We start from the raw sequence: 12742 nt of genomic DNA on the forward strand, positions 1-12742 counted from the left end.
TACTATGTTCTTGGCATCAATTGCCTCCAACATCCCTAGACTGTAGCCTGGCCTAAGGGCTAATTCATGCACACTGTCCATTGAGTTGAACTAGCCCAATTATCATGCCATTTGCCATCGGTAAGCCTCACTATTGTAACTTGTGCAGGTCCCGCATGTTCACCTGCCTGTGTCCAATAATGACTATCCATGCCTGGCCATCCATACGCCCCCATATTACCCCATTCTGAAAACAAGCCCCCCATCATACGTTGTTCTTGGTTCTGGCTCAACGTTTGCTTTGTAAGTGGAACTATTCCTTTATCTATAGCGGAGCATTTAGATTTCGCCTGCCCCAAATTAGCTTTATAATTAGCCTGTGTAAACCAATCTTTCGGATTGACGGTGTAAATGGTCGGGTTGCCGCCCGCGACGTTATAAATCTCAATGTTAACTCGGCCTTTTGACTTCAGTTTTACGCCCGCGTCCTCACCGTCATCACTCTCAGCATAAGCTTTGGAGTTATCGGTGGAAACATAAGTAAAGTCTTGGCGCCCATTCAAGCCCTCAAATTCAAAATAAGCCCCTTCAAAGCCAGTACTAGGGAAGTCGCTCTCACTGAACGAGGCCCCATTGGCCCATTTTCTGCCGGCAGCGGGTGCAGCGGGTGCCGTACCGCTCACACATAACCCGCGCTCGCCTGGTCTCGAGTCTGTATAAGAACCGTTTAAACTGCCAGTATTAAGATTTACAGTTTGATGCTCGTACAGATTCGTGCCTTTGGTGCCGGTCCAATAGCTATTGGCTGTGTTCACACCATAGGCGGCCATGTTGCCCAATGACGCATGCAACGCTTGCAGCTCGGCGGTGGTGCCGGGGCGCTTGTTGCCATTGCTCTGCCTGGCGCAGGTTTTCGCTATGTCGAACCAGGTGCCTTGGCCGAGCGGTGCGTTCCAGGCAATCGAACTTCTCAAGCCTAATGTCGCGGTGGCCAAGGCGGCCTTTTCTTCAGTGACCCGATTAAGCCGATTCGCTACAGCGGGACGTTTTGAGACTTCCACTTTTAGCTCTTCGGCTGCGCTGGCCGAAGGAATGGTCAAGGTCGAGAAGGCAAAGGTTTTCGCCGTCGCACCGTTTACGGCGGCGCCTTTCCAGTACCATTGATAGGTCAAGTCGGCTTCGGTGCCACCAGTGATGGTGGTGTATTTGGCCTCGAAGGTTCCACGGGCAGCCGTCGGCTTCTCGATGGTCAACCCGGTGATGGTCAGACTCGATACGATTTGCGCACTGACCACCGAGACTATCGTGCCCACCACCGTGTCGTAACTGGCTGGGGTGATTTCGACCATCAGGTACTTGCCCGCATCAGCAGCGTCGGGGGTATAGGTTTTGGTCGTGGCACCGGCCCCGGTGGCGAGGACTTTGCCGCTACCATTGTTGGCGGTGGCGGTGTACCACTGAAAGCGCGAGCGATCCGGAATGGTGGCATTGCCGTTGTAGGTATAGACCGCCGTGACAGGTGTACCGACCGCGGCGGTGGCGGGCACGCTGGCGGCTGTTACTGAGGGGACCCTCTCTGGGGCGCCAAATTTGGCGCAGGCAAACCTGTAAGTGTTGGTGATGACGTTGCTGGAGCTGCGGCCATTTTCGCCCAGATAGACATATGTGCCTCGGTCGACGGTAGCAGCGCTACTCCAGTGAACGTTGCCCCACCCATAAGTTTTATTGATATCGTTTTCAGAATCTTCACCTGCTGTATTGGCGCGGGTATAAGTCGTAAACAACGTTTGTAATTCGGTCACGGAAGGCAGGCGAGAATTCAGCCCCGCACAATGCATGTAGGCATCCCCCCAGCTCTTGCTGCTTGATACTTCGGTATATTCACCGGCCAGTTGCGTACGCGAAGGCAACACTGGTGCCCCACTCTGCGGGCTGGTCACCGCCGCCACGGCGCGAGCTGGGTCAGTGGTCAGCGGGTTGGTGCCGGGAGTGGCATCAAAGGTCAGGAACTGCTTGAGTTGAGTGGTGGTAGGCGTAAACGTCTTGGTGGTCGCGTTGGCAATGTTGCTGCCCTCGGCCTTCCATTGGAACACGCCTTTGGTCACATCCTCGGCGTCCCCGTCGGGATCGGCAAAGACATAGGTGGCTTCCAGCTGATCCCCAACGGCAGGGTTTTTCCCTGGGGCGGTCTTGTTGGTGAAGGTTGGGGTGGTGGCGGTCGGAGCGCGGCCCATGACTTCCAATGTTGCTGGCGAAGCAATATCAGCGGAGAACGCCGGAGCACTGTACAAACACGCGATCAGGAAAGGCGAGCAAGCCAGTGCAAGACGACTTTTAGTCGGCGCAAACGCATTTGATTTCAGTATGCGGCGCCCCACGCTTTGGCTGGCTGGCATTTTAAGTTTCCTTTAATCAATTTTTTGTCGGGGTTGACGTTGAGCATAGTTCCTTATGTGTCAACGCCGCCCCAAAACTGCCCCCAGGGGGATGCGGACGAAAACTTGGACTCTCTAGGAGATCATCCATGTATTCGTACACAGACCGCATGAAAGCCGTGCAACTCCAGGTCACTGGTGGCTTTACGTCAGGGAACAATACGCGCAGCGGTACGGTTGACCTCGCTCGCCGCAAGGATGCAAAGGCGTGGATAGACGGCTATTGCGCCTACCGCGACGAGCCAGAAAACCGGCAGGTTTGCGGTAATGGCGAGGCTGTATATGCACCAACTTACGGCCATCACTCCCGCGACACGGAACTACAGGCGTCTTTTGATGCTGGCTACTGGGTCGCCCAAAGAAGGCAAGCCCAGCGAGCTGCGAAAAGCGCCTAAAACGACCTCGCTCCGGTTTGCCGGGGCTTCAAGGAAAACGAGCCATGAGGCTGACGAAGAAACAGCGCATCGAGCTTCACGCGAAATTCGCGGGTTGCTGCGCGTACTGCGGGGTTTTGCTGGGCGAGAAGTGGCACGCGGATCATTTTGAGCCGGTTGTGCGTAATTGGGGTGAAGAAGCAAAGATAGTGCCTGCTCTGCGCCCGAATAATCACAACCTCGCCAATATGATGCCAGCCTGCATCCCCTGCAATCTGAGCAAGAGTTCATACACCTTGGAAGGATGGCGTGCGTGGATCGCTGGCCACGTTAACAGCCTGAACAGCTATCACCCGATCTATCGACTTGCGAAAGCTTACGGCCTGATCGTGGAGACGGACAAACCGGTAGTATTCCACTTCGAAATAGTGGGTTTGCAGAACCCCAGCCAGCTGTAGGAAAAGTGAAATGAAATATTCTTGGCCCTCTTTTTTGATTTATGTCCTTGTTTGTGCGGGATTCGCCGTAGCGAACTACTCCCAGGGAGTCGCCCTTGAAGTGCTGTTTCAGAGCTGGGGAGGGTCGGTGATTTTGGGGGCAGTGTTCTTTGGCGTAATAGCCATTTTCAGATCGCGACGCGCTAGCTCCCAACGTCAACCAAAGATCTAGGATCGACCGCTATGCAAGACGTAACTGAAAAAGACGAACAGGTGGTGATGGCGGTAACGACTGAGCCAGCATTCGCGGTGGATGGTCGGACTGTTCAGGTGAAAATCACCAATCCGGACGGCACCACTTACAGACAAAAATTTGACCTTGTTGAAGGCCAGTTCGAGTGGATTTCGGTGCCGCGGCGTCTGGTAAACGGCAACGTTCGTTTTGGATAGGAAAACGCACCAGGTACACCACAAGCCCGGCCTAAAAAACTGGGGCCGTGGACGTAGAAGCGCCGGACTGGCCGGCGCCGATTGAAGGAACGATCCGATGAAAGCACGTATTACCTTGGGTGAACGGTTTTTTTCCTGATGCGGTGAAGAAGCTATCGATGTCCTTTTTCTGTACCCGGTACTCCTCTGCGTACAGTTTGCATTGAATGGCGTGGTACTCGCCGGTACCTCGAGTTTTGGCAACCAAGTCGATGCCGGTATCACGTCCGTCTACACCCTGCTCCATAGCCCAATCACAGAACGACCACACCTGTTCGTACAGATCGCGGTAGGTCGCTTCATTACGCAGGTAGGTGCAGATCAGTTCCTCGAAATAGGTCCCCTTTTCACGCTCGGAAAGTGAAGCTGCGCGGTAAGTGTTTAGCAGGACGGATAGGGCGGACATGGATGGGAATTCCTTTAGGCTAAGCTGGTGCATCACGGACACCAAAATTTGAGGGAGTCTATCAATTGACAAGGCGGGAAGCAGCCTATAGAAAACCCCGGGAGTACCTAGCCATCTCGTTTTTTAGGTTAAAGCCAGTAATTTTTGTCAGCCGGACTCTATCTGAGCGGGCTTTCCTACCTAGCTGCGTGCTCAGTACTGCTGCTAAAATATCAGTGGCAATGAAGTTCAACGTTGCTATCGACATCACTGGAGGGCATTGCGATCCGATTAGATGGATAATCCACCAGTTCAACAACATACAGAAAGCCACAGTGGATTCGGGGCGGAATTTTATAGTGGTAATTTTTTCTGTGCTAACATATTTGGCAAGATATAACGCCCTGTAATAATCTAATGTAACTAGGCGCGCATGCCAAAATAGTTTTGGTCGAACTTTTTTGCTTAGTGCGTTTTGTTATCATGCTTGCCTCCAATTTTTTTTAATTCGAGCCGGGTGCGTTGATCAGCGTAGTGTCCAGTTTTGTTCTGATTTTCCTCGTGCGCGCATAGGTTTACGCATATGCTGTCAACTTTGCCACGGACGGGTAACTTCAAACAACTTTCTCATCCGAGCAGCCCGCTATTGGTTCAACTTGTTGTGGTACGTATGCTTGCGCTCTTCCGAATCAAAAGTGCGGTGTTTTTTAAAATAGGCGATTTTTACCCGATCAAAATGGTGCGAGCTTCCAGCTCACGGCTTTTCTATCACCCAGATATAAGGCTTTGCTCTGCAGAGTAACGCTATGGGCTTTTTTTCTGAATCTTGTAGACCGCGCGGCAAAGCAGACTCGACTATCGATTGGGCAGCGAGCTTCGATATGGCCATGATTTTGATCTCGAGGCCTGCGGCCTTGCGTTTAAGATCTGTAAAGGAGCGACGTTGCTTGGTCATTAGACACCTCTACAAGAAAAATATTCTCGCCTAGAGGTGTCCGAACTCCTTAGGAAACTACAATTATGGATGTGCTGAATGCTCGCGAGATTTACACTTACGGCGAGGAGCAAAACCTACTAACATGGCAGTCAACGGACTTAGGCATGCTAGCGGGATCCACCATAATCCGCTTCGCCCGGCTCCTCGTAAGCATTTAATTTGAAGTACAGCTAATGACCAACACAAGGACAACAGAATCAGCAGACCAATTATTTCAAGCCACAACATATTGTTGTACTCAATGTAGGAAGATACTGCTCCGGAACTGCGATCAAAAATTCCGACAAGGATTCTTGCAACTCCATACTTCCATGGGTAACTTGAAGCAACAACAAACACGGGAATAAGAATGAACAATATAGTGGCGTGCAACCAATAATTTTGCTTACTGATGCTGCCAAATGGCGAAAAAAGCAACTCTAAGGTAGGGCTTAGCCGATGACGTTTTTTTTCAGATTCAACCGTTGTTGTGCCTTGAGCAAAGTGAAATTTAACTGCAGCACTTGATGCGCCAAATGTTGCGCTTTTTCTTTTGCGGGGAACAAGTCCGACGAGCATTGGCGCGAGCCAATGTAAAACTGTTAACGGCAGCCACCACAGAATATGGCGCTCGGCGTCTCTCAGGCGCTTTATTTGAAGGAAAAATAGCCCCCACCAGAGTATGTAGTTTGGCAATAATGATAGCAGCCCAATAAATTCAAAATCTGGATTTTCTGATATCTCATTTATGAAAATAAATGTTGTTTGCCCCAGCAGCCCGCCGTCTCTTGGTTCGAAATACAGATTTAGATAATCCATTATTCCAAACTCCCAGCCGGGGTAGATTGGGGCGCTCGCATTCGTTTCCGGCATATACAGGTTTCGCGCGCGCCAAAGGCTCTGCACTACTAAAATCACAACGGACCACATCCAAAACTCTTTTGCACCAACTGTTCCCGATGGCAAAAAAAGCAAGCGGACAACATCCAAAGCTTTTAAATTTTTTTTACTTTCAACATTTGTCTCGCCTGTAGTGTGATGGTGTAATGATTTCAGTGCGGCATATGAGACTTTCCAAGCTTGCGCCTCTCGAAAATCATAATTAGCACAGTGCGTGATGTTTTAGACACTCTAGATTGCATGAAGTCCCCATCCAACATTCCCAACTTGTTAAGGTGGCGTCGAATTAAGTGGTCTTAACGTTCCGAGTGCTGTCGCTGTAGATTGCATCGGCGGGATACAAAAGCCAGCTTCAGGACTCTTCAGCATCATCGTTGGATTCTAAAAAATCGATCGGCAGCATCACTATATCCACCAATGCATCCGCCGGTATTGTGACCACTGTCGCAATAGGGCAGACGATCATCATGTAGCAGACTCTAGTTAAAACGTAATGGTCATTCCTCTGTCCGCCAAATCCCAGCAACTGCATGCTAGTATCCAGACTTTTAAAATATTCGATGTCGGGATTATCCATCTGTCTACCAAAAAATGTGCCGCATCCGGAAAGCATTACAATGACAGCTAACAGCGCCGAAAGTTTGGCGATGTTTTTTGCTTTCAAATCTATAAATTTCGTTTTCACTACCGCTCTCTCATATAAATTTCCAATTATTTTGCTGCTCAGCTCATTCTCAGCTTCTAATTTTATGAGCAAAGTTGGCTTCATTCGAAGTATGAGTTTGGTGTCGATACGCTATAAAGATTGTCGGCGACTCTTCTAACCCTTGATACTTTCGGGGCGACCTTGTAGATCTTTGAGGCTTGGCTATCGCGCGAAGGCTCAATTCTCATCACAATTTCTCCGGTAACTGGAAACGTCTGAGCACGCTGAAATCAAACGGATTGGGTGAGCGTTGGCTGTGCAGCAGGTAACTGACCCGCTGGCCCGCCAGATCGGCTTTTAACATCAACACATCACGGCTACGGTGATGCTCGATGTCCATCATTTCGATCAAACGAAACAGTGACCAAGGGCCGGTGTTCTGTTCAATGCTCAGGCGTCGCCCGCGTAGCTCTTCCAACACCAGGCTGCTTCGACCGGCCTTCGCCGGCCAACTGAATTTCGCCTGAGCAATTGGTCCGTGTCGATATTCCAAGTGCTGGTCATCGAGCTCAAAATCGGCGCGGCTGAGTCTGGAGTCAAGAGAGTAAGGCTCCAGCTTGAACAGTACCTGCGGTTCATTCGGGTTTTCCGCGAAAAAGCTGCGTTGGATGGTGCTTACGTGCTCAAGCTGCGTAAGGATGGCTGGGGACATGGGCAATCCTCGGCCTTCAATTTTGCGCACCTCATAAACGCCGTTGGTGTTACTGATAAAGGGGTTTAGGTAGTGCTCGATGAACCGTTCAGCAATACCTCCGCTCTTGAAAAATTCACGGAAATCCGCCAATTCCACGTTACTCTGGCTACGAGCAGAGAAAGGATAGCGTTCTTGTAAGGATTCGCTGTAAGGGGCATACAATTCGTCCTGGTAGCGCTGATTCAGGTAATGATGGGCGTCGGTGAGGACTAGCGTCCAACTTTCATCGGCAGCAAGAGTAAGCCAGGTGTTGAAGGGGGCTGGTAAGCGCTTGGCAACCCGACTGACTTTATGGATCGAATCATGTTCGCCAGCCATGCGAGCCTTGGCCAATTCGAACGCCGCAGCTCCGGGGGCATTAACCTGAGCAAGGTCGCCCAGTTGTTGTTGAAGCGCCTCAAGTGCTTGGAGCGCGCGGATGAGGTCTGGCCCCGCATTTCCTTCCTCATCCAGCAGTTCGTGCCAGGAAACGAAGCGGCGCTCCAGTGCCTGCCACCCACTGTCTGGCAGCAGGTTCAAAGGCGCGATGGGCATTTTGCTGGTGTCGGGGACCTCAAGTTTCTCGTCGGCGCCCCCAAGTTTATTGGCTGCGTTCGCGGCTAAATCGACCGGCCCAGGCGGGACGGGGCCTGCCGGCGCTGGCGGGATGGGACGACGGGTGTTGTCCCTGACGTCCCGCAGCAGTTGCAATAGGGGTGAATTGACGGCGGTCAATGCACCCAGTTGTTCCGCGCCTTGTGCCGTAGTGCGAATGGGCGCCAGGTTGAGGTGGCCGATGGCGGAAGCCCAATGATTGGCATAATCATGAAAGTACAACTGCGAGACTTCATCCAGCAGGTGCTTGAGCACCATGGGGTTCACCGCTGTGGCTTCGCCCAAGACCCAATTATCGCGCAGCAGATCCTGAACCACCTGAGTCCCTTGGCCGAGAAGGAACTGCTGATAGCCTTGTTGAGTGTACAGACCGGGAATACTGTAGTTGCTGCCAGCAAAGAACACCGCGTGACGCCCGAGATTCGAGCCGAGATGATAGGCTGCCAGGCCTCGCGCTTGAGTTACCAAGTTCCTGTACACCACCTGACTCAAGGCCTCATTGCGCAGCATTTGCCGCGCCTGATCCACCAGCTGCACATTGTGGCGGTAGGGAGGAAATGTCGCGGACAGAAGGCGTTCGAAATGCGCGTTTAAACGGTTTTGCACCTCTGTACGCCCGGTATAGCGCTGCGACCAATTGGTCGCCATCCGTTCCTTCAGAAACGTAGTATCGCGATGCTCCTCCAGGCCGAGCATCAGATACGCGCGAAGACTGTTCAACAGATCCTCGCGGTCATGCAGATTGGCGCGAACTTGGGCTTCCAAGTGTCTTCCGACGCGGGGCAGTAACTCGCGTACCAACAGCTGTTCATAGGTCTGTTGCATGACGGGCACGACCACCTCATCTTGGTCCAAGGCACCGCTTGGTAGGTAAGAGGCGGCACCTTGAGGGAAGACCTGTGTCGCGGCATAAGCACTGTCCAAAACCTCGAGGGCCTGCGCCGCGTCATCCTGCACACTGAGCGTGTCCTGCTGCCCCTTCAGGGTTTGGCTCAGGCCCAGCAGTTGCGCCATTCGCTCATGGTTGCTGGCGAAGGTGTTCGTCCAAAGCAGACCGCATACGATCAGGCAACCCAACGCGCCCGCGCCGATAGCCCCTTGCCGCCAATAAAGGCCGCGCACCGCTTGTGGGTCCAGCTGCGCCAAAGTCGATTCCGGAAAAATCACGCGGCTTAGCAAATGCTTGATAAAACGCGGTTGGCCGCAACGAATGCGGGGGAGTGGCGGCGGCGTGATTGAGGGGCCAAGATCCATGGCGAGAGGCGTTTTCTGGCTGTTGGTCACAGTGTCAGTGGGCGTGACCCAGTACGGCGCACTGGTTAAATAAAATCCCCGCAATTGGCTACCGCGCAGATGACGACTTCCCGCGAAGGCGCTCTCGATCAATTGGCACAGCCCCTTATCGATAGCTCTCAGTTGCTGGGGGAAATCCAGGATACGCTCCCGGCGTTTCGGATCTTGTTCCGCTGCCAAGCGCAAGATCACTTGCTTGTCCAAGTGGCACAGCAGCCGCTCGAATTCTTTTTTCAGGTCGTGTGCGTCGTGACTGTTCTGTTCTTTGTCAAAACTAACGCCAAAGACCTGCTCGCTTTCTTCGCAGGACAGCTGACTGAAAAATTCATCAAATCCGGGTAATTGATCGGCTTTGCTCAACACCAGATACACGGGCACATTGACGCCCAGGTACTGGTGGATTTCCTCCAGGCGTCGTCGAACCAGCCCGGCGAGCGCTTCCAGCTCGTCAACGGGCTTTCGGTATAAATAGTGGACGGGGATATTCAGCAACACGCCATTCAGCGGTCGGGTACGGCGTGTGCGCAACAGCCCCAGCAGGGTTTTCCACATCGCCGCATCCACCGGTTCATCCGGTTGCACGAGCAGGCTGCCGACGGCGTCAATCAGTACGGCATGATCAGCCACATACCAGTCGCACGGGCCCGTGTCGCCAGGTTTCTCGCTCCCTTTTCGAGGATTTTTCGCACCTGGTTGAAATTGCAGGTCGGAAAACTCCAACAACGACGTTTTTCCACTCTCCTGCGGCCCCAGCAGTAAATACCAAGGCAACTCCGTGCGCCATCGCTCTTCACGGCGCTGGAACAGTCTCGATCCGCGCAAAAAACGCTGAACGTTGTTAAAACGTGCTGTCATTTGCGCGCGCTGGCGGTTGATCGTGCGTTCGCAACGCAAGCGCTCCTGTCTGGCGTCTTCGCTTTCATCAGCGAGTTTCCGCACGTGAGCCTTCCAGTGCTTGAACACCAGCATCAATCCCGCAACTAAGCATAGTAACCCGATGGAGAGCAGGCGGCTGCTGGACGAGGCCCAAACCAGATGATCGTCGATGGACAGCCATGGTCCTGCAAACCACACCAACAGCGCCAGGATCAGCAATACACCGCTCTTCCATACCCATGGGACGCGGACTACGGCAACGAGCAGGCTGAAAAAATCCTTCATAAGATGTCCGGTCCTGGTTACGGCTGAGAGGGCGTAGAGGTGATTTGTTGGTGTAGCTGCATGAGCGTGTCGCGTTGTTCACTCAAGACCCAAGCGAGGCCACCGTACATTGCGCCCAGAGCGATGAGCGTACAAAGGGCGACGACCCGCCAAGAAAACATCCGCACGCGCGGCTGAGCCGGCTCTGTCAGCCCTTGCCAGTGGGGTGACACCTCACGGGAGCCGTCGGCCTGTAGCGGACGCAGTTGTCGAAACAGCTCGTCACGGATAAGTTTCAGTGTTTGCGGGCCGCCAGCCTCACGGCGGTAGCGGCCTTCAAAACCCAGCGAAAGGCACAGGTAAATCAATTCGAGCATTGACTGGTGTTTGACGGGATTGCACTTCAGTCCGGCGAGCAACTGGAAAAACTTCACGCCGCCAAATGTTTCGTTATGAAAAGCGCTGAGCAGGCTCATCTGCCCCCAATGCTGTTCTCCCCACGACGTAGAGCCGATGGTTTCATCCAGCATCGCGCACAGGAGATAACGTGCGGCCATGACTTCACGACTGTCGACCCCCGCCTGTAAGGCGCGGTGCTGAAATTGCGTGATGGCGGCGCTCAAACCCGTGTTCAGCGCAGTGATGTCGGTGACCTGTGGACAGTTTTTGAGCCGCACGCATTCGGACAGCAAGGGCGAGGCAGCAGCGACTATCGGGTTGGTGGTGATTGGCAGGAGGTTGAACGGTCGTTCGGCATAGAACAAGCGTTCGGACAACTGTTCAAAAGAAGGCGGCGCACTGAAATCCGTCAGTGGCTCCTCAGGCGATGCCTGTTCCAGGCGACTCAGGATCACTGTTCGGTCATCGCCCGCAACATCCATAGGCTTTGGCATCCCGTTCAATCTCGAATCGCCCACAGCTTCAGTTCAAGGCCCGGCAGTTCACCGGAGACGTGAAAGGCGATACCGCCGCTTTTCACCAATTCAGCTTGTTCGTCGCTTGAAAGCGTTAGGGCAAAGTAGGTTTTGCCGGAATGGAAGGCGATTTGCCGGGGCGCAACCGGAAGCGCCTTCACTTTGAGGCCGGGCAAATGCAGGTTGACCAACTGACGGATAGTCTCCGTCGTGCCCACTTTGAGATGCGCGGGGAGCCGTGTGCGCAGCTCTTCAGAATCGCATTGCGCACTGGCGGCCAGCACAAAGGTAGCTGAACTCAGCAAGGTTTTGTCTGGTAGCTGGGCAACTTGAATGTTGTACTGGCGCGGGTCCAACGGCAGTTCAATCGCGTGTTGTTCCAGCACCATCGACAGCACAGTGCGAGCTTCTTTCATCAGCGCGCGAAAAGACAAGCCTTGATCGCTGTGCAAGTACTGGCCTTCCAGCTGCGGCCGCTTGGTTTCGCTGGCAAAGGTGGCCAGTTCCCCCAACAAACTCAGCAGATCGCGGTAAATTTGCTCGGGATGGACCAACTCCATATTCAGGTAATGGCGCAACATCGGCTCATAGCGGTTGATCAGTTGAAGCATCATGAAATCACCTACTTCCGCGCCGCCCACTTTGCCCGACGCGCGCATCCGTTCGGCGAGCGTATCGCCCCGATGCCCCAGCAAGCCGATCACTTCTTTCAGGCAGGTCAATAGGTAGCTGGACGAGCGGAAATTGACATAGGTCGGGCTGAATTCGGTTGCCAGCGTAATCTGTCCGCTAGAGGATGAATTGATGATTTCACAGACTTTGAGCTTGATGTACACCTGATCGGCCTGTTGCTCACCCAGCAGCAGGCGAAAATCAGGGCTACCGCAAACAACCGCGCTGGAGAGATTCGCGCCCGCGTTAGAGTCCGTCACTTCCTCATCGAAGGCGATGTACCGAGCCAATACATCGTGTTGATCCCGACGGCGACTTTCGATGTGATTGCCGGTGGTCAACGGAAGCGCCAAATACACCAGGGTGCTGCCGGTATTGGGTGGCACATCCAAGCCCAAAGGGTCGCGTCCCGTGCCTAATTCGAACACCGTGCCATCAGGAAAAACGCCACTGGCTTTACTCACCACCAACTTGCCCGTCTTTAAAAACTGCTCGTCGATGTCCAGTTCAAAAAAACCCCAGGCATAACTGCCCAAGCGCTGGGTCCGCACCTTAAATTGATGATCGTAATAGCGATCGTTCTGTTGAAGGTGCTGTGGACGCAACAGCATGCCTTCCTGCCACAGTACTTTATGTCGGCTCATGAATATCTCCTTTGAATCGGATCGCCTTCCAATTTGACGTCGTGAATATGTTGATCACGTTTTTACAGGACTGCTGTCCTTCGCTTGGTTAGTCTCGTCATGCAAATCTT

At 53.1% G+C, this 12742-nt stretch carries 10 protein-coding genes and 1 pseudogene; 3 read left to right on the forward strand and 8 right to left on the reverse strand.

Features of this window, described 5'->3' with window-relative positions:
• Positions 1 to 59: 59 nt before the first annotated feature.
• Entirely contained in the window at positions 60 to 2375 is a 2316-nt protein-coding gene (locus tag ACIQVE_RS12040; RefSeq protein ID WP_402808256.1) for a hypothetical protein, read from the reverse strand.
• A gap of 128 nt (positions 2376 to 2503) precedes the next feature.
• Here ACIQVE_RS12040 and ACIQVE_RS12045 point away from each other — a divergent pair, with 128 nt between their 5' ends.
• The 3 genes from ACIQVE_RS12045 (at position 2504) to ACIQVE_RS12055 (ending at position 3675) form a co-directional block, all read left to right on the forward strand.
• Complete coding sequence (locus ACIQVE_RS12045; protein ID WP_402808258.1) at positions 2504 to 2809, forward strand: hypothetical protein; 306 nt, start codon at positions 2504 to 2506, stop codon at positions 2807 to 2809.
• Between the two features lie 44 nt (positions 2810 to 2853).
• The gene (locus tag ACIQVE_RS12050) at positions 2854 to 3246 is read left to right on the forward strand and encodes an HNH endonuclease (RefSeq protein ID WP_402808261.1); all 393 of its coding nucleotides are present in this window, start codon (positions 2854 to 2856) and stop codon (positions 3244 to 3246) included.
• Between the two features lie 222 nt (positions 3247 to 3468).
• The gene (locus tag ACIQVE_RS12055; RefSeq protein ID WP_402808264.1) at positions 3469 to 3675 is read left to right on the forward strand and encodes a hypothetical protein; all 207 of its coding nucleotides are present in this window, start codon (positions 3469 to 3471) and stop codon (positions 3673 to 3675) included.
• Positions 3676 to 3763: 88 nt separating this feature from the next.
• Here the strand turns inward: ACIQVE_RS12055 and ACIQVE_RS12060 are convergent.
• The 7 genes and pseudogenes from ACIQVE_RS12060 to tssK all read right to left on the reverse strand — a co-directional run.
• A pseudogene (locus ACIQVE_RS12060) lies at positions 3764 to 4120 on the reverse strand (restriction endonuclease); the annotation flags it as partial.
• Positions 4121 to 4853: 733 nt separating this feature from the next.
• Positions 4854 to 5054 (reverse strand): hypothetical protein, encoded by a 201-nt coding sequence (locus ACIQVE_RS12065; RefSeq protein WP_402808266.1) that lies wholly within the window; start codon positions 5052 to 5054, stop codon positions 4854 to 4856.
• A gap of 63 nt (positions 5055 to 5117) precedes the next feature.
• A complete protein-coding gene (locus ACIQVE_RS12070; RefSeq protein WP_402808269.1) occupies positions 5118 to 5894 on the reverse strand; it encodes a hypothetical protein in 777 nt (258 codons plus the stop codon).
• A gap of 433 nt (positions 5895 to 6327) precedes the next feature.
• On the reverse strand, positions 6328 to 6660 hold the full coding sequence (locus ACIQVE_RS12075) for a YceK/YidQ family lipoprotein (protein WP_402808272.1): 333 nt from the start codon (positions 6658 to 6660) through the stop codon (positions 6328 to 6330).
• 208 nt (positions 6661 to 6868) lie between these two features.
• Positions 6869 to 10423, reverse strand: coding sequence for a type VI secretion system membrane subunit TssM (gene tssM, locus ACIQVE_RS12080; protein ID WP_402808273.1), 3555 nt, complete (start codon positions 10421 to 10423; stop codon positions 6869 to 6871).
• A 17-nt stretch (positions 10424 to 10440) separates the two neighbouring features.
• Positions 10441 to 11295: a type IVB secretion system protein IcmH/DotU gene (icmH, locus tag ACIQVE_RS12085; protein WP_402808442.1), complete on the reverse strand. Its 855-nt coding sequence runs from the start codon at positions 11293 to 11295 to the stop codon at positions 10441 to 10443.
• A gap of 5 nt (positions 11296 to 11300) precedes the next feature.
• The gene (gene tssK, locus ACIQVE_RS12090; protein ID WP_402808275.1) at positions 11301 to 12632 is read right to left on the reverse strand and encodes a type VI secretion system baseplate subunit TssK; all 1332 of its coding nucleotides are present in this window, start codon (positions 12630 to 12632) and stop codon (positions 11301 to 11303) included.
• Positions 12633 to 12742: the final 110 nt, after the last annotated feature.

Origin of the sequence: Pseudomonas sp. NPDC098747, assembly GCF_044760045.1 — a bacterium.
Classification (GTDB): domain Bacteria; phylum Pseudomonadota; class Gammaproteobacteria; order Pseudomonadales; family Pseudomonadaceae; genus Aquipseudomonas.

Bases quoted from the DNA above. Each gene is read 5' to 3' on its own strand.
- ACIQVE_RS12040 (WP_402808256.1), bottom strand. From the start codon at position 2,375: ATGCCAGCCAGCCAAAGCGTGGGGCGCCGCATACTGAAATCAAATGCG.
- ACIQVE_RS12045 (WP_402808258.1), top strand. From the start codon at position 2,504: ATGTATTCGTACACAGACCGCATGAAAGCCGTGCAACTCCAGGTCACT.
- ACIQVE_RS12050 (WP_402808261.1), top strand. From the start codon at position 2,854: ATGAGGCTGACGAAGAAACAGCGCATCGAGCTTCACGCGAAATTCGCG.
- ACIQVE_RS12055 (WP_402808264.1), top strand. From the start codon at position 3,469: ATGCAAGACGTAACTGAAAAAGACGAACAGGTGGTGATGGCGGTAACG.
- ACIQVE_RS12065 (WP_402808266.1), bottom strand. From the start codon at position 5,054: ATGACCAAGCAACGTCGCTCCTTTACAGATCTTAAACGCAAGGCCGCA.
- ACIQVE_RS12070 (WP_402808269.1), bottom strand. From the start codon at position 5,894: ATGGATTATCTAAATCTGTATTTCGAACCAAGAGACGGCGGGCTGCTG.
- tssM (WP_402808273.1), bottom strand. From the start codon at position 10,423: ATGAAGGATTTTTTCAGCCTGCTCGTTGCCGTAGTCCGCGTCCCATGG.
- icmH (WP_402808442.1), bottom strand. From the start codon at position 11,295: ATGCCAAAGCCTATGGATGTTGCGGGCGATGACCGAACAGTGATCCTG.
- tssK (WP_402808275.1), bottom strand. From the start codon at position 12,632: ATGAGCCGACATAAAGTACTGTGGCAGGAAGGCATGCTGTTGCGTCCA.